This window comes from Bacillus sp. BPN334, from assembly GCF_008368885.1.
GTDB classification, from domain to species: Bacteria; Bacillota; Bacilli; order Bacillales; family Bacillaceae_G; genus Bacillus_A; species Bacillus_A wiedmannii.
This window is the reverse complement of sequence record NZ_QOZW01000013.1, coordinates 321,962-344,571: the sequence shown is the minus strand read 5'-3', so window position 1 is coordinate 344,571 and position 22,610 is coordinate 321,962. Positions and strand designations below refer to the sequence as shown.

At 34.3% G+C, this 22,610-nt stretch carries 10 protein-coding genes; all 10 read right to left on the bottom strand.

The features are described 5' to 3' along the window. Nucleotides 1–39 precede the first annotated feature (39 nt). Genes DN393_RS21940 through DN393_RS21895 form a run of 10 tightly spaced genes read right to left on the bottom strand, consistent with a single transcriptional unit; the run spans nucleotide 40 to nucleotide 22,600 of the window. Nucleotides 40–4,536: a non-ribosomal peptide synthetase gene (locus tag DN393_RS21940; RefSeq protein WP_149173930.1), complete on the bottom strand. Its 4,497-nt coding sequence runs from the start codon at nucleotides 4,534–4,536 to the stop codon at nucleotides 40–42. Then, nucleotides 4,518–5,597, bottom strand: a complete 1,080-nt coding sequence (locus DN393_RS21935) for an HAD-IIIC family phosphatase (protein ID WP_087986124.1) — start codon at nucleotides 5,595–5,597, stop codon at nucleotides 4,518–4,520. Before DN393_RS21935 ends, DN393_RS21940 begins: the two co-directional genes overlap by 19 nt. Continuing rightward, nucleotides 5,594–8,677 carry a cyclic peptide export ABC transporter gene (locus tag DN393_RS21930; RefSeq protein ID WP_149173929.1) on the bottom strand — a complete coding sequence of 1,028 codons (3,084 nt, stop codon included), beginning with the start codon at nucleotides 8,675–8,677 and terminating at the stop codon, nucleotides 5,594–5,596. The genes DN393_RS21935 and DN393_RS21930 overlap by 4 nt, the downstream gene beginning before the upstream one ends. 15 nt (nucleotides 8,678–8,692) lie before the next feature. Continuing rightward, nucleotides 8,693–9,769, bottom strand: a complete 1,077-nt coding sequence (locus DN393_RS21925; protein ID WP_048559778.1) for an LLM class flavin-dependent oxidoreductase — start codon at nucleotides 9,767–9,769, stop codon at nucleotides 8,693–8,695. A gap of 18 nt (nucleotides 9,770–9,787) precedes the next feature. Beyond that, complete coding sequence (locus tag DN393_RS21920) at nucleotides 9,788–17,476, bottom strand: non-ribosomal peptide synthetase/type I polyketide synthase (protein WP_149173928.1); 7,689 nt, start codon at nucleotides 17,474–17,476, stop codon at nucleotides 9,788–9,790. Beyond that, nucleotides 17,451–19,028, bottom strand: coding sequence for a zwittermicin A synthase ZmaJ (gene zmaJ, locus DN393_RS21915; protein ID WP_149173927.1), 1,578 nt, complete (start codon nucleotides 19,026–19,028; stop codon nucleotides 17,451–17,453). Before zmaJ ends, DN393_RS21920 begins: the two co-directional genes overlap by 26 nt. Further along, entirely contained in the window at nucleotides 19,025–20,218 is a 1,194-nt protein-coding gene (locus DN393_RS21910; protein WP_149173926.1) for an acyl-CoA dehydrogenase family protein, read from the bottom strand. The genes zmaJ and DN393_RS21910 overlap by 4 nt, the downstream gene beginning before the upstream one ends. Then, nucleotides 20,218–20,463, bottom strand: coding sequence for an acyl carrier protein (locus DN393_RS21905; protein ID WP_001152970.1), 246 nt, complete (start codon nucleotides 20,461–20,463; stop codon nucleotides 20,218–20,220). Before DN393_RS21905 ends, DN393_RS21910 begins: the two co-directional genes overlap by 1 nt. A 30-nt stretch (nucleotides 20,464–20,493) precedes the next feature. Then, nucleotides 20,494–21,342, bottom strand: coding sequence for a 3-hydroxyacyl-CoA dehydrogenase family protein (locus DN393_RS21900; protein WP_149173925.1), 849 nt, complete (start codon nucleotides 21,340–21,342; stop codon nucleotides 20,494–20,496). 40 nt (nucleotides 21,343–21,382) lie between these two features. Beyond that, on the bottom strand, nucleotides 21,383–22,600 hold the full coding sequence (locus DN393_RS21895; RefSeq protein ID WP_063549854.1) for an ACP S-malonyltransferase: 1,218 nt from the start codon (nucleotides 22,598–22,600) through the stop codon (nucleotides 21,383–21,385). Nucleotides 22,601–22,610 lie beyond the last annotated feature (10 nt).

The following is a 22,610-nucleotide window of genomic DNA, read 5'->3' as shown; positions in this document are numbered from 1 at the left end:
CTTCTCCTTTATTAAATAAAATTTTCATCAAATAGTTGTTTAGTCAAACAAATTATCAATTTCTTCATCACTAAGGTTTAAGGTTTCAAAATCTGATGAAGTAAATTCTTTTGTTTGCATTTGACAACAGGAATGGATATATGTCTGTAGTCGTTCTAGATAATCCAAAAATAAATTTTCTACAAAATTCTTTTGAAAATGATTCGTACTAAATGTCACATGAATTTCTAAGTTTTTATTCTTAACCATGGCCACAATATCTAATAATGCAGTAATATGATTATCTTTCGATTGTTCTCTTCCACTTTGATAATCAACAATAGTAAACCATCCATCTCCGAGAGAATTATCTATCTCTCCTAAATAATTAAAACGAATTGTATTTTGAGTTACATCTTTGCAAGAAGGAAACTTCTCTTTTAGAATTCCATATCCAATTCCCTTATTAGGTCTTTTACGAACTTCTTCTTTCACACTCTTTATTTGATTAGCAATATTAGGTGAAACTTGTAGCACAATAGGATACATCGTCGTAAACCACCCTACTGTACGTGAAATATCAAGATGCTCAAACACTTCCTCTCGACCATGGCCTTCTAACTCAAATTTAATTTGATCTTGGTTTGTATATCTACCTAAATTTTCTGTCAACACAGCAAGTAACAACTCCATTGGCTGTGTGTTATAAGGCACATTTGCAGTAGTTAATAGTTTTCTTGTATCATCTGCATTCAATGTAAAGATAAGCGTAGTACAACTTTCAACAGTACTATTTTCTTTTTCTCTATTAATTGGAAAATTATTATCTAGCATGTTATCTATGGATTCCCAATAATCTAATTCAGCACGTACTAAATTAACTCCTCGACTATTTAAGGCTTCAGACCAATCTTGGAAAGAGTTAGTTTTTAGAGGTAGCGATGGAACTTCTCCTAAATACAAACTATTCAAACATCGGTTTGCATCTTCAATTAAAATACGCCACGACACAGCATCAACAATAAGATGATGTGCAGTCAACAACAACAACTGTTGATCATTTGAAAGCTGGAATAAGACCCCTTTAAATAATGGCCCTACATTCAAATTTAAACTTCCTTTTAACTCTTCACCTTTTATATGAACCTGATTCAAAGCCATTTCAATTGGAATTCCAGACAAATCAAACATGGTAACCTTAGAATCAGCAATGGACATATCTTCGTCATAATAGAAGTAATCCTGCTTATCCTCATACCTTAGCCGTAACAAATCATGATGATGCATGAGCGTATTTAACATCTCATTAATATATTCTTCTTTAACCGGATTCTTCAAAGACAGTAGTACCGATTGATTCCAATGATGCGAGTTCTTAAACTGTTGATCAAGGAACCAACGCATAATAGGAGTAGGCTCTACCTTTCCTGTTACCAATGCTTGTGAGACTGTAACATCTTTTTGTTTAACTAACATTGCTGCCAATTCACTTACAACTGGATAATTTAGTACATCTTTGACTCTAATTTTCCATCCCAGTTCTTGTAATCTAGCGCTCACTTGGATCGCTTTAATAGAATCTCCACCTAAATGATAAAAATTACTATGCGATTCGATTCGATCAGTCTGTAATATTTCCTTGAGAACTTCACTAACCATTCCAGTAACATCTTCATCTACTTCTTCTAAATGAGTATGGTTAGAACCGTTATTTAACATCGGATTTGGCAATGCTTGACGGTCCACCTTTCCATTGATAGTTAACGGTAGCTGATCCATATAGATAAAAAATGAAGGAATCATATAACTTGGTAGCATATGCGAAATAAAACTGCGTATTTCTATATTTTGAACACTGCCTTTCAAAACAATGTAAGCAACTAGATGATTTGAATTATCCTCACCTTGCCAATTTATCACTACTACATCTTTAATAAACTTGTATTGTAACAGTGCATTCTCAACTTCCCCTATTTCAATACGATATCCTTTAACTTTCACTTGAGAATCCATTCGTCCTTGATACTCAATTAATCCATTTGGCAACATGACAGCTAAGTCACCACTTCGATACATCTTCTCACTCGAAATAAATGGATTGGATAAAAAACGTTGCGCTGTTAAATCCGGACGATTCAAATAACCTTTAGCTACCCCATCACCCGATATATAAATTTCTCCTTTTACACCTATAGGAACCGGCTGAAGATTCTTATCCAATAAATAAATTTGAACATTATCAGCTGGTATACCAATAGGTACGGATGCCCTTCGATCTAGCTCTGGATCATAACGATGAATCATACATCCAACCACGGTTTCAGTTGGTCCATATTCATTAATTATTTCAACTTTACCGCTAAAAAGATCGTATATCTTCTCGGCTACTGAGGTTTTCAAATCCTCTCCACCCACAATCAATCTACGAAGAGATGAAACTCTTGGGAGTTCATAGTTATTTAACAACGCTAAATGTGAAGGCGTAACCTTCAACACTGTAACTAAATTTTCCTTTAGTATTTTTGACAAAATAAACTCATCTTCATTATCATGATATATCACTAACAATAAACCGCTTATTAAAGGAGTGAATATTGAAGTTACTGTTAAATCAAAAGAAACGGATGAATATAATGCAAAAACATCATTTTCACTACTAATATAGTTCTTTTTAGCCCAGGAAATATAGTTAACTAATCCACGTTGAGTGATTACAGTGCCTTTAGGATTCCCCGTGGTTCCAGAGGTATAAATTATATATATTGGATCATTTGTTGCAGTTACTAGGGTTAAATTGGAATTATCTCCTTCATAAAGTTTCTGATCACATATATTAATTTTCTCACCTAAATATTCTAAATTCCCCTCATTTGTATAGTCAGTTAAAAGTAATGTTGTGCCACTATCATTCAAAATATAACGAATTCGATCCTCTGGGTAAGAAGGATCTATAGGCAAATATGTACCTCCAGCCTTAATAACTCCCCAAATTGCAATCACTATCTCAAGTGAATGTTTAGCTAGTATACCCACGACTTGACCATTTTTGACTCCTTTTTCTCGTAGCTTTCTTGCTAACTGATTAGATTTCTTATTTAATTCAAGATACGTCATTGATCTATCAGCATGTTGAATTGCTATTTTTTCTGGTGTCTGTTTTACTTGTTCTTCAAATAATTCTTGAATAGTTTTTTCCTTCGGATACACAACAGATGTGTTGTTAAATTTCTCTAACATAAACTTTTGTTCATCATCCGATAACAAAGATAATTCTTTTACCGATTGATCTTCATTACGTAAAACTTGGTCTATTAAAACTAAAAACCTCTCATGCATACAATTGACTTGATCTTCTTCAAAATCTTCCACTTTATAATCATATTGAATTTCTAAACCTTCATCTGCCCATTCCTTAATAACTAACTGCAATGAATAGGCTTGGTAACCACTGTAAAACTCCACGTTTTCTAAAGAAAATCCATCAATAGTATTTTTAAGTTTTGTATTATAGTAATTCACACTATATTGAAATAAACCATCGTATCCTTTACTAGTCAATTGCAAGTCTTTTACTAATAAGTTATAAGGATAACGCTGGTGAAATAGACATTGTTTTATTTCATGATTTACTCTTTTAATGAAAGATAGAACACTCTCATCTTCATCCACATTTAACCGTAACGGCATTGTACTAGTAAACATACCTACTATTTTCTTTTCTAGTACACCTGAACGATTTAGTACAGGAGAGCCGATGATTATGTCGGATTGATCATACATTTTATGAATATAAATAAGCATAAATGTTGAAAATAATGTATTCATAGATATTCTATGTTTTTGTATAAAAGACTGTAGTGCAACCGATTTTTCTTTTTCAATTAAAAATATCTTTCGTTTCCCTTCTAGAGAATGAGATGTTTTTGATAAAAAGAAATCTGGCAGATTCATAAATTTCTCATTCCAATAATTCTTATTTTTTACGTATCGAGGGGATTCCAGATATTTCTCCTCTGCTTGTAAATAAGACAGATAAGTAGATTCAACCGTATCATTTATATGCTCATCATTCTTTAACTTAGAGTAAAAATCGATAATTTGACTCGTCATAAGTTGGATTGTCCAACCATCAGCTATAATATGATGAAACTTAACAAAATAGGAACTTTCTACATCACTTATTTTCAAGAGCACAAATTCAAACAGAGGGCCACCTTCAAGTGGAATTTGTTTTTGAAATTCATCCTGGGCCCATTTTCTAACTTCTAAACTTGGATTATGATGATTAGAAAAATCAATTAAACGTATTGGTGTAAGTTCAAATGGTGATATATATTGGTGGGGTTCTCTATGTTGTTGAAAAATCCGTAGACGTAAACCATCATTTTTCTTAATGAATAATTGAATTGCTTTTTCTAAAATTGTAAAATTAATTTCCCCCTTAATAAGAACCATCCCTCCGATGTTATACATGGATGTGTTTGGATAAATTTGTTCATTATACCAAACTCTTTTTTGTGGATGCGTGAGAGAATGCTTTACAATTGTTTGTTGCATATTTCCACTTCCCCTCTATCCACATCCGTTGGTGTTTCCGGAAATTGTATATTAATATAGTGAGGATAAGGATTTATATTCTCAAGATTATGTTCTAAAATTAAGATTCCATTTTCGTTGCTAGTTTCCTTAAATCCAGCTAATCGGTACGTAACAAACATCATACGGTTACGGTCAGTCTGTCGAAACTCAGCCAAAAAGCGTTTACCTGCCTGTTTTGTTCTTTCCATTAGATATGTGAGGAGTATAGTACCAACGCCACGGGACATTACACGACAAGACATGAGAAGAAGTTTTAGACAGTCGGCTTCCTCTGTCCTTTTTACAAGTGTTAAACCAATCTTCCCATAGGAGCCATATTTATCTGATAACTCACAAACTAATAATAAATAATCTGGATGATTACGATAATAGTTTAATTCATCATAATCATAGGTAATACCAGTCGAATTTAATTGATTCGTACGTACTGTTAACTCCTCTGCACGCTGTAAATCTTCCTCACGAGCCTCACTAATCACAAAATTCATCCCAAGTGAAGCTAAAAATTCTTCTTTTGGGCCTTCATATTCTTCTTCATCCTTCGTTCTCTTAAGATTTTCTAAATACATCAGTCTTCGACGACGTGAATCTTCTGTAATTCTTTTTGGTTGTAGTCGTGGCAAGTCTAATAACGACTTATATTCATTTACATGTATACACAGAATATCATTATGAACACTCTGTACTTCTTCTAACTCAAAAGGTTGGTCATCAATGAACGCAAAAGTATCAATACCTATGTTTAAATTTTTTCTAATTTTCTCAATGGAACTAGATTTAGAGTTCCAATGAATCTCTGGGTATAAAAAATACTCTTCTATTCCAAATTCCCGTAATTTAGCTATTGCATCTTCGTAGTTATTTTTACTAGCAACTGATTGCAGTATTCCACGTCTATCTAATTCACATATAATTTCATAAATTCCAGGTTTTAAAGTAACTGTACCACCCTCTAATAAAACACCATCCCAAATTGTACAATCTAAGTCCCAAACAACACATTTAATTTCCTTACTCATGATAATGCCTCCTTTGTTTTATTCATTTTCACAGTTCCCATCTCCATCACTATAAGCTTATCTGCCAAATGAAAATATTGATCGTCGTGAGTAATAGCAATAATACATTTACCCTTCGCTCGCATTTGAGGTAACAATTCTTCATAAAAGAAGCGTCTATAACCAGGATCTTGATCCGCTGCCCATTCATCAAATAAAAGTATAGGTCGATCTTCCAAATACGTAACCAGCAATGCTAACCTTTTCTTTTGTCCAGTTGATAGTTGCGTAGTAGTAAAACGCCCATTCTCAATGCCAACCTTGTCACTAAGTTGGAGAAGTTCTAAATAATGATCAATTTCTGCTTTCATTCCTTCTGTATTAATTCCGTATAACCTGTCAAAAACATGAAAATCACTAAGGATAGCTGAATAGTATTGATTCAATTCCTCTGGAGCTATTTCTTTTCCATTTAATAAAACATTACCTTCATTAGGTTCATATAACCCAGTAATCAGTTTTGATAAAGTAGATTTTCCACTCCCATTACCACCAGCAATAAAGACTATTTCTCCAGAATTAAACTCCATGTCTATTGGACCAATACCAAAACCAGTAAAATCTCCATCTTTATTCTTATACTTATAACTTACATTTTGTAGCTGCAAACAAATTGGCACATCTAAGTATTCTTTTGTTGTCGCGATTTGCTCATTTGCCTTTATATGATCTACACTCTTCACCATTTGTTGAATACGTTGCCAAGAAATACGTACATTTACGAGCTGAGGGATACCGCCCAGTATTTCATTAACTGGACCTGTCATATACAGAAAAACAATTACATAGTTACTTATCGTCTCTTTCGGCATATTAACAAAAATTTCTGGAAATACGAAAACTACAATACCAATAACAAAAATGAATAATAGTTCTCCCAGAACAAACACATTTGCAAACTTAATATCTCCTATCGTTCGTTTAACACGATAGTTATTACAGCTTTCATTCATAACTTCTCGAAAATCGTTTCGTTTTCCAGTATGAAGCCTAAGCTCTTTGAAACCATGCCTTAAATCACCAATCAAACGAAAATATACATTCTGAATATCTCTTGTTTCATTCCAAACTTTATCCGCTTGTCGTCCGATCAGAGAATATACCCCCGCAGTAATAAAGATAATACACAAGGATAGTAAAAAGGCATACATATTCATTACACCAAGATAGAGAAAACAAAATAGTAACGTTAATAAACTTGTTCCAGCAGTAACTAATAGATTGAGAGAACGAGAGATAACTTCAGTATCGTTATTTAATGTCGCCTCTATTCGGCCCTTCTCAATCAACTCCAATTTGTAATAAGGAGTCTGTAACAACTTATCTGTTAATTCCATCCGTTTTTCATAAACTAACTCGTTTGTATACGATACAATGCTAGTTCTAATAATACGTTGTGAAAAGACATACATAACGATTCCAAGTACAAAGTAAAACAACAAGCCATTTTCCAAATTATTTGATCTAACAAACGTTTCATTAATCACAAAAATGAGAAAAGCATTACCAAACCCTGATATTAGCCCCAAAACAATTAATGTCAAAAGCGACTTTCCCTTTTGTCTTGGAAAACAAAGATTTAAGAATGTATGGATAACATAGGCCAAACCCACCCCTGCAATTGCATATATTGCAAGTACGACAGTTGAAGGTGCCCAAACTTTTATAAATGCCCACGGAAGCCCTCCAAACAAGAGATTTGGTAGTTGATACAGTGCATAAATCATTAGTGCATATATCGCAACAACTAATACCATATGTAACCATGTTTTTCCTGTTGGTAATTTAAATCTTCTTTTTCTAAAAATAATCTCCCGGATTAAATGAAATAACATGACCAATAACGTTAGTAAACACAAAGATGACATTACAAATAAGGCTGTTCCTATTTGATCCGTTTTCTTATATTCATCATAGAGTAATGGTTTAACTTCTTTATCTATCATCATATTTAAAAGACTGCTACCGATATAGTAAGTGTAATTACTATTCAGATTTGCTAATACTACAACCCCTATCTGTTCCTCATCACGGAAACCAATATACGATGAATAATTTGGGTTACTTCCACCATGTGAAATTTCCCCTCCACCACTTTGATAGACCTCCCATCCAGCTGCATATGAAGCTCCATTGTTATCTGGGGCAACCTTTCTATTCGCTTTATGAGAATCGTTAATCAATTCCTCCGGAAACATCCTAGGCTTTTCAACCCCAAGCTGTAATTTTAACCATCTTTCCATATCATTTATATTTGAAATAAAATATCCAGCCGGTGTATTCCCCCTATAATTAGGAGCGTCATAGGGTAATGATTGTAAGAAATTACGCTTGTAACCTTGGGCCATGTTATCTAATGGGGCCATCTCACGTCCAGCGTATGTACTCAATAAATCTAACTTTGATAGCACATGATCTTGAACATATCTTTCAAATGATTGATTAGTTGCCTTCTCGATTACTAAGCCTAATAGATCGTAGTTAACCGTAGAATATTCAAAACTGCTACCCGGCTCTCGGTTTAGTCCTATTGGCATAACATTTCTAATCGTTTTCTCAATAGAATCTTTGCCATTGGTTATAGGAATATATCCAATGGCCTTTTCCGGTATTCCACTAGTATGGTGTAATAAGTCATAAAGTGTAATTTCATAAGGTTTGCCTTTATACTCCATTTCAAACCATGAAACATATTTAGTTAAAGAATCACTAAGTTTAATTTTCCCTTCTTTTTCTAGCTGCAATACAGCTAATGCCGTAAAAGCTTTTGAAGTAGAACCTAGCTCGAAAAGCGTCTCATTCGTAACTTGACGTTTTTTGTCTGTATCGGCATAGCCATAATTCTTCTTATAAATCGTTTCGTTTCCTTTTACAATTACTACTGAAAGTCCAGGAATACCCGCTTGAGATATTTGTTCTTCTATATGCTTCTGTATTTTCTTCTCATTAAACTGTACCGTTTCCTGTGCTTCCACCTGTCGATAAGGGAGTACTATTAAAGTCATTAAAATGATAAACTTCAACCATATGTTTAACTTCATATTTTTAGCCCTCTTTTAGTTAACTTGGATTAACTTTTCAATTTTCTTTTTAAATGGTTGCAAAACATTTTGACCAATACGTTCTATTTCATGCTCACTAATCTGAGAAGTAATAAGAAAATAATTTGCCCCTATTTCCCAAAAATCAGTTAACGTCGAGATGACTTCCTCATAGCTACCAACTATAGAAATTGAATTAGATGGGTTAACTAAACTTAGACCTCCCCAAAGATGATCATCTATCCACATACTATCTTTTGTAATTAAATCTTTGTATCGGCGAAGTCCAACAGAATCTGCATTATCTAAAAATAGCTTAGTCATCCTCTTTAAGGCTGCTGGTGTTCTCTCGAGTAATTCATATGCTTCTTCATATGCTTCTTCCGAAGTCTCACGAGCAATGATGTCTACTAAAATAGCACCTGGAATTTTCTCGCGCCCATATTGCTTAGCGTAATTATTAACTGTTTGATAGTGTTCTCTAAGACTTTTGCGGTCTGTTGCATAAAGTATATAAGCATCACCATACTCTGCAGCTATTCTCATTGCCTCCTCGGAGGAACCCGCTACAAAGTAGCGGGCACTTCGAGAGAGATCTTCCTTTGGATAAATATCACTATTTTCTACTTGATAAAACTCACCTTTATAGCTAGTTACTCCTCGTCTTAATTGTTGTAACAGCTCAATATATTCTTTTGTCCTAGCATATCGAACATGGTGCGGTTCTGGTAATCCATCACGCGCAAGGACAAGCGAGGCACTACCAGTTACAATGTTAATATCTGCACGATTACCAATTAAACTATTTAAGGTATTCAATGCTTTTGCTGTTACGGTAGGAAGCATCTGGTTTGTATTTTGCGCAACCAAAATCTTTACAAACTCCGTATTCATTCCAATCATAGACGCTGCTATCATTGGATCAACAGATGTTGGTGCAATCGAAACCAATACCGAGTCAAAGTTATTCTTCTCAGCTCTTTTAGCTTGATTAACATATTCCTCTAGAAGTTCTTTTGTTTGTGGCGTTGGAATAACAGGTAATCCCCAGCAAAACTCAACTTTCGACGGAACTACTTCTTTATTAATCATGTTGTTCCCCTCCCTTTACTACTTTCTACTTTTTAAAGCAGATAATGTATTTTTCATAACCGATTTCGCTTTCAATAACTCTTTTTTATTTGTTAAATTGTTATTTACTTCTTGATTACTTAAATATTTAGCAAGAGATTTAATTGACGTATGCTCATAAAGAACAACTATAGGTAAGTCTCGTTTAAAGGCTTCTTTTAATTTCACATTAATACGAACAAGATCTAAAGAACTCATTCCTAGATCGAAGAAATTATCGTAAATTCCTATTTCTTCAATTCCAAACATATCTTTTAATAATTCGTATAATTGTTGTTCAATTTCATTAGTTGGTGGTCTATACGTTGTGGAAACATCTGAACGATTCTGCTTTAATCTATTCTTACTTCCTTTTTCCAATAGTTCATTATAATAGTTGGCACCATTTAAAAGTTTCCAATGTAAATCTATTGGAGAAACCACAACTTGTTGTTGATTTCTATTGATAATACTACGGAATACCTTCAAGCCCTCTTCTACAGTTACACCATCATGTAATACACTTTCCATATCCATATTAAATTGCTTTGCCCATATTTCAGCAGACTTAAGTGACATACCCACCTCTTGCCAATCTGGCCAGTTAATAGCTACAGTGAACACTCCATCATGAGCCCGCTTATAAAACGCAAATGCATCTAAAAATTCATTCGCTGCATTATAACCACTCTGACCAAATTTCATATGATACGCCACATTACCAATTGATGAACATAGTACGAAGAAATCAATTGGTTCATCTTTTAATAAAGCATCGAGCACTAGTGTACCTTTAATTTTCGGAGCTAAAATTTTATTATTAGATTCTTTTTCACGATTCATCATAATACCTAGATAATCAGCGACACCTGCTGCATGAATTACGCCATTAATAGAACCAAAACGAGATTTAGCCTTTTCAATTGCCTGTTTCATATCATCTTGATTGGAAACATCAGAACTTAGAATCATGTATTCTGCACCTTGAGACTCCATTGTCAACAAATCAGAAATAACTCGGCTTACACGCTCGTCTTTATTTTCTAGGTATTGTTCCCATTGATTACGAGGTGGGAACTCTGAGCGGCCAATCAATATAAGTTTGACATTTGGTACTCTATTAGCTAAATCTTTTGCAATTTCAAATCCAATTCCACCAAGTCCACCAGTAATTAAATAGACGCCACCCTCTCGTAATCTATCAATTTCTACATCTTCTTCCTCAAAAGGATTTTGAATAATCGTTTGCGCCCATCGATGACGTCCTCGATAAGCTACAACTATATCAGTAGAATCCACAAAACTCTCCATTAAACCCGCTTCTTCAAACATTTGTTGAGAATCTGTATCCATATCAATGGTACGACATTTTATATTTTGAAACTCAAGATTGCATATTTTTGAAAAGCCTAGAATTGTAGCTTGCTCTGGTTTTAAGTTCAGCTCTGTACCTGTAACTTCAAACATACGGTCAGTAAAGATATTTAACTGTAATGCTCCCTCATAATTAATTTTCCCAATTGCTTGTGCAATATAAAGTAACGAATAATATCCTTCATCCATTGATCGTTCAATTCTCTCTTGATCGAGAATAACCTCATTAACTGGATTAAAGCTCCAAGCATGTATAATCTTATTTGGTAATAAATCTTTTTGTTCTAATTCTGAAAATAGCATTTCATAATGCATTTTTTGAGATGGACATATCGTATATAAACCGTCGGATTTTTCAGAGAAAATACCACCTGTTTTAACTTCAATTACATCCTGACCTTCTCTTTTTAATTTTTCTATCAGTCGATTGAATCTATTTAGATGATCATTGAAAATAAGCCATTTATATTTTTGTTCTTTCTTTATTTGTATAGATTTTAATGTTTTGCGTTCCCAAGAAGGCAAATAAAACCAGTCTTTAATATTAGCCTGTTTATTATGACCTCTTGTTTCCTGAGTTAAACTCCGAGATTGAGTATTAAAAATTGGATCAGCTTTAAATCGTTTTTTCATGAAAGGATACGTTGGTAAATCTAATAACCTTTTATTCTCAATGTTATTAAAAGTATTCCAATTTATAGTTCCACCTTGCATCCATAACCGTCCCATTTGCTTGCATAAATGCTCGAAGTCATTTGATTTATCCAGAGGATGACGTAACATGTTTAAAGCCAATTGATCTTTACTTCTATTTAAATGTTTTAATACAAAAGTTGATAATGCATTACCTGGGCCAATCTCAAGGCAAATTACATTTTTTAAATAAAAAATTTCAGATAATCCCTTTGAAAATTGAACAGTACTTCGTAGATGCTGTGCCCAATAAGAAGGTGATGTGGCTTGATTTGCTGTAATCATTTCACCTGTAATATTAGAGATATAAGGTATTTTAGGACTTGATAATTTTATATTTCCTACAGCTTGCTCAAATGAATCTAGAACTTCATCCATCATTCGAGAATGGAAAGCATGCGAAGTAAATAGACGTGTTGTCTTTACTCCATGATTTAAAAGTAATTCCTCAATCTTATTGATTGAAAGTACAGTACCAGAAATTACTGAATGTTGAGAGGAATTTACAGCTGCTATATCTACATCATCTGTTATATACATTTGTAATTCTTCAACAGATAAATTTACACTTAGCATAGCGCCTTCTGGTACGCTATTCATTAGCTTTCCTCTAATCATTACTAAATGTAATGCATCTTCATAAGACATTACTTCTGCTAAACAAGCTGCTACAAACTCACCAATACTATGGCCAAACATGATCCTTGGATAAACTCCCCACTTCATTAGAAGTTTGGCTAATGCATATTCAATAGTGAATAGTAGAGGTTGCGTCATTGAAGTTCTATTTAACTGTTCAGTTGCTTTATCCTCTGTCTCCTTTGTAGGATACAAAATATTTTTCATGTCTATATCAAGCCAATTTGAGAGTAAGGCTAAACCTTGATCAACGTGTTCACGAAATACAGGTTCATTTTCATATAAATCTCTACCCATATTGATATACTGTGATCCTTGCCCTGAAAAAAGAAAGGCTAAAGGTCTACTCTCCATTGCGTTTGTTTTCTCTAGTCCCGTATCACCAAGTTTTTCTATGGCATCCTCTATTCCATTAGCAACTACAGCAGTTCTATATGGAAATTCACGACGACCTTTTTGTAATGTATAAGCTGTATCAGATAGTGATATCTCTAGATTCTCCTTCAAATACAATAATAGATCGTTAGTAGCTTTATCTAAAGATTCCTCTGTTTTTGCTGAAACAGTTAATAAGTTCCAAGATTGTTTTTCAAAATTCTTAGCATTGTCAGGAACAGACTCTAACACTATATGTGCATTAGTTCCACCCATCCCAAACGAACTAACACCCGCTCTTCTTACCTCTTCTTTCCATGGGATAATTTCCGTATTTACACGAAACGGATTTTTTCCAAAATCAATGCTAGGGTTTGGGTTATTATAATGAAGGCTCGGCGGAATTTTCTTGTTTTTCAAAGCTAAGACCGTCTTTATAAATCCTCCAACTCCTGCTGCAGCATCTAAATGTCCAATGTTCGTCTTCACTGATCCAATTAAAACTCTACCTGGTTCTTGCTTACCAAAAGCTAACTTCAATGCTTCTACTTCTATAGGATCACCTAGTTGCGTACCAGTACCATGAGTTTCTATATATGAGATTTCTTCAGGCTTAACACCAGCTATTTTATGAGCCGATTTTATAACAGCAGCTTGTCCATCAACCCCTGGCGCTGTAAATCCAGCCTTATTGGACCCATCATTGTTTACTGCAGCTCCTTTAATAACTCCATGTATTAAATTTCCATCTCGAAGAGCGTCCTCCAACCTTTTCAGTACTACAATACCAGCACCATTTCCACCCACTGTTCCTTGAGCATCCTTATCAAAAGCTCGACAATGACCATCTGGTGAGAAAATCATACCATCTTCATATAAATATCCTGTTTTTATTGGATAAGTTATACTTACTCCCCCGGCCAAAGCTATATCGCATCGTCCATCGATAAGATCTGCCCATGCGTTTTGAATAGCAACTAAGGAGGTAGAACAAGCTGTTTGTACTGTAATCGCTGGTCCTTTTAGATTTAATTTATAAGCCAATCGAGTAGCAAAGAAATCTTTTTCGTTTAACAACATTGCTTGGAAATCTTCTAATGTATTAGAAGATTCACTAGCAATAGAACGAAGCCAGTGGAAATTTGGTGATCCTCCAACATAAACTCCTGTATTCATATGAGAAGAATTAACCTCACCTGCTTGTTCTAGTGCTTCCCATGCGCATTCATGAAGTATACGCAGTTGTGGATCCATCATTTCAGCTTCTTTTAGACTGTAATCAAAGAATTCATTATCAAATGCATCTACATCTTCTAAATACCCTTTAGATTTTATATAATTAGGTTTTTGAATCACTTCTTTTGGTATGCCCATCTCACTAAGTTCTTCATCTGTAAATGTACGAATGGATTCTATCCCTTGTTCTAAATTTGACCAGAATTGCTTAAGATTAGAAGCGCCTGGCATACGAACCGCCATACCAACCACTGCTACATCATTTTTATTCATAGATAAAAGATTTTCTTTCTTAACTTCTTTAGGTTGGTGATCCATATCATTATCACTTCTAAAGTAGGAAGCTTGATCATGAACCGTTGGGTATCGGAATAACATAGGCATTGTAAGTTCTTTTTCAAACTTGCTTCGTAAACGAGAGAACAATCGAACCATTTTTAAGGAGTTCCCTCCTACATCAAAGAAATTATCATACAATCCTACTTTTTCTATCCCCAAAACTTCCTTCCAAACATCAGCTACCGTTGTTTCAAGCTCATCTAGCAAATCATTTGGTTGTACTAACTTAGTAGGCTTAGGTAAAGCACGACGATTAACTTTTCCATTCGTAGTTAATGGCATTTCACTTAAAAGTACAAAATACATAGGTATCATATACGAAGGTATTTTGTCAGTAAGATAATAACGTAATTCATTTTGAGATATATCTTGATCAGTTAGTATATAAGCACACAGTTCTTGTTCCTCTCCAAAAGCAATAGATAAAACTACCGCTTCCTTCACATCCACATGCTGTTGTAAATGATGTTCTATTTCTCCTGTTTCGATTCGATAACCACGTATCTTCACTTGATGATCACTACGACCTATATACTCCATTTCGCCATTTTCAAGAATACGGACTAAATCTCCTGATCTATATAATCTTTCACTTGGATTATAAGGATTCTGTATAAAACGTTCCCTATTTAGTTCGGGACGATTTAGATATCCCCGCGCAACTCCATGCCCTCCAACATAAAGTTCCCCTTGCATTCCCTTAGGTGTAGGATTCATATGTTTGTCAAATACATAGCACGAATACGTAGGAAGAGGCACGCCTATAGCACTAAGATTACTATGCATTTCTTTTTCTCCAATTTCCTTATAAGTAACATGTACTGTCGTCTCAGTTATTCCATACATATTTACTATGACCGTATTAGGTGAACGCTTAAACCAACTTTGCAGTAAACCTGGCTTCAGCATTTCCCCTCCAAATGTAATTAACCTAATTTTGAAAGAAAGTTTAGGCATTTCTTCAACTACTTGCTGAAAAACATAGAATGCAGATGGAGTTTGATTCAATACCGTTACTCCCTCATCTGCAATCAACTGAGCAAGTTTATACGTATCACGGATTGTTTCTTTTGTTGCCAGGACAAGACGTCCACCATAAGTAAGTGATCCAAATATCTCCCAAACTGACATATCAAAACAGAAAGAATGAAATAGTAACCACACATCATTACTAGAGAATTTAAAACTATTTGGTTGATGCATGACAAGTTGTATTACATTACTATGTTCAATCATAACCCCTTTAGGACGTCCTGTTGTTCCAGAAGTATAAATGACATATGCTAAATTATTTGGGGCAACATCTACTCTCTCGAAATCTTGCATCGGTGTCTCATTAAGTTCTTCAATAAAAAGCATTGTGCTATCAAATTTAACTTTATCCTCAAATAAATTTGAGGTTATTATTACATTTGAACCACTATCTTGAAGAATAAAATCAATTCGTTCCTGAGGATAATCAGGATCAATTGGAACATAAGCCCCACCTGCTTTTAAAATACCAAGTAGAGAGATAATCATATTAAATGAGTAATCCAACATTACAGCTACTGGAGAATCTAAAGTTACACCTTCTTTTAAAAGAGCAAATGCCACTTTATCCGCACGCTCATTCAACTCTCCATAAGTCATCTCACTATTCTCAAATGTAAGTGCTACTCTCTCCGGATGCTTTTCAGCTTGCATCTCAATTAATTGATGAAGTGTTGTGCGTGGGAATGTAGCACTTTGATTTTGACCACCTTGAAGCAAAAACTTTTCTTCTGCCTCATCTAACATTTTAAGAGTTTGTATTGGTTGTCCTTCATCTAAAAGCATTGAATCTAATAGCTGTATAAAATGGTTAGTTATACTGGTAATAATAGATTCATCAAATACATCTTCAGGCCACATCATTGCAAGTTTAATAGAATCGAAACACTCTATTGAGACAGTTAAATCATAGTTGGTCATTTCATTTACTTCATAACCTGAAATTCTTACACTTTCATCAGTTTCTTTCAGCTTTTCTATATCAAGAGGGTAATTCTCAACTACCATAATAGTGTCAAATGACACGTTTAAATCAACAATTGGAGTCGTTTCATATTCAGTTCTTCTTTGGACATCACTTTGAATTCTTTGTAAAAGATCTGAAACAGTCATTCTCCCATCAGCACTTACACGAAGTGGTGGTGTATTTATAAATAAACCTACCATTTCACTCAGACCATGCATTGGAATTGAACGCCCGGATACTGTTGTACCGAATATTACGTCCTCTGAATTTTTGTACCTTTGTAATAATAGACCCCAGGCTGTATAAAATAATGTAGCCAATGTTACACCTTGATTACTTGCAAAACTTCGAAATCTATCACTTCGCTCTTTATCTATCTCTTTTACATATGTTTTGGCTTTTTTTAGTTGATTAGAATTTTTATTGGATAAATTTATTTGTTCAGTTAATTCATTTAAATATTGTTCCCAAAAAAGCTTTTGTTTTGATTTATCTTGTTTTTGTTGCCATAGTATATATTCTTTAAATTTCTTTTTATTTATAGATGATGGTATATCTCCCTTTATTAACTCTCGATATACCTTAATAAACTCTTGTAAAATAATACTATTACTCCAACCATCAAACAAAATATGATGATGACGTAAAACCATTTCATATTCGCCTTCGTTCAAATGGCACAGTTCGATAGAAAAGGGAACTGTTTGTAAATCAAAGCTTTCTGTATCATTAGAGACTTTACCATCACTATATATAATGTTCGGAGTATGCTCTTTTAATATAAGTTGTACAGGTTGTTTAACTTTTTCCCATCGAAAAATTGTACGCAGCATTTCATTTTCCCGTGTTACATAATTCCACGCCTCTTCGAACTTTGGAATATTAATTTTTCCAGTTAAGCAAAGTCGAAGTTCTTCATGATATAGCTTTCCTTCGGGTTCTTTCAAATAATGATAAAGAATACCTTCCTGCACTGGTGTAAGGGCGATTACATCTTCAATATCTTCTTTATGAATCTTTACTGCTTTCCTCATTAACAGAACCTCCTACAAGTGTGGTATGGTGTGAATATTTATCGGAACCTAATAAGGCAAGTGCCTTTCTATCTATCTTTCCGCTATCCGTTAATGGCATTTCATTTACACGTACAAAACTGTTAGGAATCATATAATCTGGTAAAAATAAGCGAAGATATTTTTTTAACCTCTCTAACTCAATATCATTTTCTGACTCATAGAAAGCTATTAACTTAACTACCATCTCAGATTCTTGTCTTACAATTACCGCACATTGTAAAACTCCTTCACAAGACATTAAACACGATTCTATTTCCCCTAACTCAATACGAAGCCCATTAACTTTAACTTGAAAATCAATTCTTCCATGAAACTCAATATTCCCATCCGATCTTATTAAAGCTAAGTCACCGGTTTTATATATACGGGTATCAAGGGAATATTGTACAAACTTTTCTGCCGTTAATTGCGGCCTATTTACATATCCACGTGCTAATCCGATACCTGAGATACATAATTCTCCTATATGGCCCTCCGGAAGTTTATTACCATATTTATCAACAACAAACATCTCAATATTCCTAATTGGTCGCCCTATTGGAACGCTCCCTTCTGTAATCTCATGTGTCGGACAATCAAAAGCAGTCACATCTATGGTTGCTTCAGTAGGTCCGTACAGATTAGTAAGAAGTGTACCATTAGAGAAATTTAGCAGCTTGTTAAAACGGTTTACATGTTGAGACAGTAATGCCTCACCACTAACAAATACTTGTTTCAACGATTTTATTCGGTTAGTTTCACCTGTCACATCAAGATAGTGTAAAAATGCACTTAACATAGATGGTACAAAATGCATAATTGTCACGTCATTACTTTCAGTTGTCTCAATAATAGCCTGTGGAAACTTCTCCATCCCTGGCGCAAGAATACATACTTTGGCTCCAACTATGGCCCACCAGAACATCTCCCATACGGATACATCAAATGTATAAGGGGTCTTTTGTAATATAGTATCCTTTGAACTAATTGGATAAGCTTCTTGCATCCACTCAATTCGATTTATTAAGGCCGAATGCTCAATCATAACACCCTTAGGTTTCCCGGTTGAACCGGAAGTGTATATTACATACACAAGATCAGACGGTTTGTTAATACACTCTAGATTTTCACCATTTCCTTCATAGAAAATCGAATCTAAAGCTAACATATCAGCTTTCAAACTATCTTGAAAACGATGTAGGATTTGCTTTTGCGTAAGTATTAATTTAGCACCGCTATCTTCTATAATGAATTGTAATCGTGATGATGGATGATTCGGGGAAAGCGGAAGATATGCTCCGCCCGCTTTCAATATCCCGAAAATTCCGACAACCATTTCGATAGATCGCTCTACCATAATACCTACAACTGTATCTGGACCAACTCCACCTTCACGTAAAAGACGAGCTAATTGGTTACTTTTTTCATTTAATTCCTTATAGGTTAATGTTTCTTTTTTAAAGATAACAGCAACCTCATCTGGCGTACGGACTACTTGTTCTTCAAACAGCTTTTGTATACATGTACTCATCCGGGTTGTATCACTCCTTTAGTTACAGGTATTTTTTCAATGGCACGTTTCGCTTTTTTAGCAAATCCCTTACCAAGTAATAGCTGATGAATCTGATTACTCCCCTCAACGATCTCCATTGTTTTAGAATCTCTAAAGCACCTTGATATTGAATAATTATCATTACAACCAAGTGCTCCCATAATCTGTACAGCATTCGTTGAATGCCTTGTACCTGAGCGCGATGCAAAATATTTTGCAATCATAATCTTTTCAGTAGCATCAGCTCGATGTTCATTTTTGGCCTTACAAGCTTCTAAACTAAGGAGTATAGAAGCTTCTAAATCTACTCCCATATCCGTAACCATATGTGAAATCATGCCATGATCAATTAGAGAGTTACCAAATGCGCTTCTATGTAATACATGATTCCCACAGATTTCTAAACAAGTACGTAATACACCAAGAGCAGCAAAGGCAATTGAAATACGCCCAAATTCTAAAGCATACGGTGCAAGGTAAGTAAAAGAAAATCCTGGTCTACCAATGATATTTTCTAAAGGTATTTCTACATTATTGAATTGAATTTCTGCCAAATATGCAGCTTTAAATCCAAGCATGTCTCTTATATGAGTAACATTTACACCCACACTATCTTTTGGTACTAAACAGGCAATTGGTTGTTCACCATTTAGTTTTCCAAATACCAAAAACACATCAGCAGCTGCACCAAAAGTGATCCACTTCTTCACTCCATTAAGTATTAATTTATCCCCGTGTTGATCGAAGTTCGTTTTAATCATATTTAAATCTGATCCTGCTCCAGGTTCAGTAAGAGCTAATGCAGCTATTTGATTACCAGATGCAAGTAATGGTAACCACTGATTTTTTTGATTTTCTGTTCCCCATTTTAAAATCGTTTCTGTTACCATCGTATGGACATTAAATAATCCCGAAAGAGAGACACTACCTCTTGCTATTGCTTCAGTAAATAACCCATACGTTACATAATCCCATTCTAATCCACCATACTCCGCTGGAAGTGTTCCACCTAAATAACCATTTTTAGCACAAGTCTTTATTATGTCTGATGGAATGCCCTGTTCAATCTCCCAACTATTAGCATGAGGTTCTATATATTCACATACAAAATCCAAAAAATTCTGATATATTTTATATTGAGATGGCTCTAAGTATTGTTTCATGTCCATTACCGAACCATTTGCTTATTTCTTATAAAATTTCCAATAGAATTTACAGACTTATAGTTATCCATATCTAAGTCATCCATGGTTACCTTTATGGCAAATTCTTTTTCAAGAAAAGTCATCAATTGGATTGCAAATAAAGAATTAACTAATCCTTCTTCAAAAATCTCAGTATCATCATTAAATTCAATACCTACATGATCTTGAATATACATATGAATAATTTGTTCTAAATTTTTATCTTGCATTTTATACACCCCTATTAGTAATTTTTAATTTTAATAAGCGTAAAAACCTTTACCACTCTTCCTACCACATTCACCAGCATCCACCATCTTTTTAAGTAATGGGCAACATCTAAACTTTGGATCTTGATATTCCTCATAAAGTACATTTAATGAATGTAATACTGTATCTAATCCAATTAAATCTGCTGTTTCTAATGGACCCATTGTGTGTCCAAAGCATTTTTTAAATATATCGTCTACCTGTTTAGGTGTTGCTACACCATCCATTACAACCCAAGCTGATTCATTCATGAATAAGTGGGAGATACGGTTAGAAACAAAACCGGTCTGATCATTAACAACAATGGCATCTTTATCTAATTGTTTGAGGAAAGCTTGAGCCTTCATGACCGTTTCATCTGAAGTTAAATACCCTCTAATAACTTCTATAGATGGTTTCATATATACCGGATTCATAAAATGCATTCCTATTATTTTATCTGGACGCTTTGTTACTCCTCCTACTTTTGTTATTGAGATACAAGACGTATTTACTCCAAAAATTGTATCCTTTTTACATATCTCATCTAATCTTCTATAGATCGGCTCTTTAATTTGCCAGTTTTCTGGAACATTTTCTACTATATAATCACATTCAGCCACTTCATCAAGATTAGTAGAGCTACTTATTAACGAAAGTACTTCTTCCTTATGCATTCTAGGAAATTCTTTATTAATCAGAGGAGCAAAGCGAACTGTCTCTAATATTTTCTCTTCCGCTTTTTCTAGCTGCTCTTCTGTCACATCAATTAATACCGTTTCTAGACCATGCAATACTAAATCTACTGTCATGCCGATCCCCATTGTTCCAGCACCTACAATACCAATTTTCTTGAACATTTATCCATCATCGCTCCCTTAATATATTTATAATTTATATCTAAAAACTCTTACATTGAAGAACTCTTTGCAGGTAACGTTTTTGTTCTCTCTCTTTAATCTGTTTTTCAGTAAGTGCTGTTTTCATCATTTGGATTGCTTCTTCTACATCACTTTTCTCCACTGAATACCCCGAATTAATTTTTTCTTCGAATTGACTTTGGACCTTTTGAAATGGGCGTACTACCTTTTTCTGATACTCACTTAAATCTGTATTATAATTTTTTGTACTTACAACTACAGTTAAACACCCTGATATTACTTCTTCATAATCAGATTCTTGTAATGTAAAAGAATTTTTTGTATTTAGGATATCTTTCTCCCTTTCATAATTACATGTCGATATAGCAGGGTTAATAGCTTGCAGAAGGTACTTCAAGACTTCCTTTGGTCCCATTTCAATAGCTTTCATAGACCCTTGATTCATTAGATAGTGAATCATGTCCAACCATTTCACAGGCTTTATTAATTGTAAGTAAAGGTTTTCTCTTATATTTTCTACACCTTTATACATTGAACTATCATGATTCGCTATGACAGGTACTAATGGCTGTTTCATATCTATATTTTCTAGTACACTCTTATATTTTTCAGCAGCAGGTTGCATCATAGGAGAATGAAATGGCCCACTTAATTTAAGGGGGATTGCAATTCCCCCATGCTCTACTACCATTTCACAAGCTAACTGAACCGCAGAGTTTGTACCAGAAATTGATGTTTTATTTGGAGTGTCATAAGCCGATATATATACTTCCTGTCCCTTGGTTAACAATTCTGAACAAATACCTTCAACAATTTCTGGAGCAAGATTGTTAACCCATGCCATAGTTCCATCTATAGTCAATGCATAGCTACTCAAAATCGTACTACGTTCTTGTACTAATTTTAAGGTATCTGAAAATGCAATTGCTCCAGAAGCACATAGAGCTGTATATTCTCCCAAAGAATATCCAATCATTGCCTCTGGTTTATTGCCTATTTCCTGTTCAAAAACTCGAAAAGCTGCCATGCTAGTTGTTACTAAAGCAGTCTGTGAATTTTGTAACTTTTCAAGGTCAGCTTTGTATATCTTCTCCATACAAAGGGAAGCCATGTCTATTTTTAGAGTGTCACTTGCTTCTTCAAATATCTCACGTGCTACAGGGAAGTTTTCATAAAGGTACTTACCCATTCCAGAATAATGGGATCCTACGCCAGGAAACATAAATACAATATTCATCTTTTTATCT

What these genes read in the sequence shown, in the direction of transcription:
- zmaJ (WP_149173927.1), bottom strand. Translation starts at nt 19,028, where the DNA reads ATGAGTACATGTATACAAAAGCTGTTTGAAGAACAAGTAGTCCGTACG.
- DN393_RS21895 (WP_063549854.1), bottom strand. Translation starts at nt 22,600, where the DNA reads ATGAATATTGTATTTATGTTTCCTGGCGTAGGATCCCATTATTCTGGA.
- DN393_RS21900 (WP_149173925.1), bottom strand. Translation starts at nt 21,342, where the DNA reads ATGTTCAAGAAAATTGGTATTGTAGGTGCTGGAACAATGGGGATCGGC.
- DN393_RS21935 (WP_087986124.1), bottom strand. Translation starts at nt 5,597, where the DNA reads ATGAGTAAGGAAATTAAATGTGTTGTTTGGGACTTAGATTGTACAATT.
- DN393_RS21905 (WP_001152970.1), bottom strand. Translation starts at nt 20,463, where the DNA reads ATGCAAGATAAAAATTTAGAACAAATTATTCATATGTATATTCAAGAT.
- DN393_RS21925 (WP_048559778.1), bottom strand. Translation starts at nt 9,769, where the DNA reads ATGATTAATAAAGAAGTAGTTCCGTCGAAAGTTGAGTTTTGCTGGGGA.
- DN393_RS21930 (WP_149173929.1), bottom strand. Translation starts at nt 8,677, where the DNA reads ATGAAGTTAAACATATGGTTGAAGTTTATCATTTTAATGACTTTAATA.
- DN393_RS21940 (WP_149173930.1), bottom strand. Translation starts at nt 4,536, where the DNA reads ATGCAACAAACAATTGTAAAGCATTCTCTCACGCATCCACAAAAAAGA.
- DN393_RS21920 (WP_149173928.1), bottom strand. Translation starts at nt 17,476, where the DNA reads ATGAGGAAAGCAGTAAAGATTCATAAAGAAGATATTGAAGATGTAATC.
- DN393_RS21910 (WP_149173926.1), bottom strand. Translation starts at nt 20,218, where the DNA reads ATGGACATGAAACAATACTTAGAGCCATCTCAATATAAAATATATCAG.